1 pseudogene is annotated in these 497 nt (G+C 66.6%); it reads left to right on the top strand.

What is annotated here, in order from left to right:
• Positions 1-247: pseudogene (locus FNJ47_RS46590) on the top strand (methyl-accepting chemotaxis protein); the annotation flags it as partial.
• Positions 248-497: the final 250 nt, after the last annotated feature.

Raw genomic sequence — 497 nt, 5'->3', positions numbered from 1 at the left:
CGCGACCAACATTGCAAGCTCGGTCGAGCAGCAGAGCGCGGCCACGCAGGAGATTGCACGCAGCGTGCAGAATGTCGCCCAAGGCACCCAGGAAGCCGCCTCCAGCGTTACGCAGGTCAACCGCGGCGCGACCGAGACGGGCGCTGCTTCCGAAGAGGTGCTGAACTCGGCCCGCTCGCTGTCGATCGAGAGCTCGCGGCTGCGCGAGGAGCTCGACCGCTTCATGGCGAACATCCGCGCGGCGTAACGGCCGCGCGCCTGCGGTAGCCGACACACCGCCGTCGTCCTGGCGAAAGCCAGGACCCATACGCCGCGGCCCTCGAAAGGGGCAAGCGGCGAGTTGTCCTTAAGCCAATAAATTGCGGTGGTAATGGGTCCTGGCTTTCGCCAGGACGACATCGTTGGTCGCGGAAACGGCGGGGCTAATCCCGCCCGAACTGGTGCTTCAAATCGAGCTTGGCGCGTTCCCGCCGCGACCGCCCGGTCTTCGGTAGCGG

Origin of the sequence: Bradyrhizobium uaiense (assembly GCF_010811875.1) — a bacterium.
Lineage (GTDB): Bacteria > Pseudomonadota > Alphaproteobacteria > Rhizobiales > Xanthobacteraceae > Bradyrhizobium > Bradyrhizobium uaiense.
This window is presented reverse-complemented; position numbering and strand designations above follow the sequence as displayed.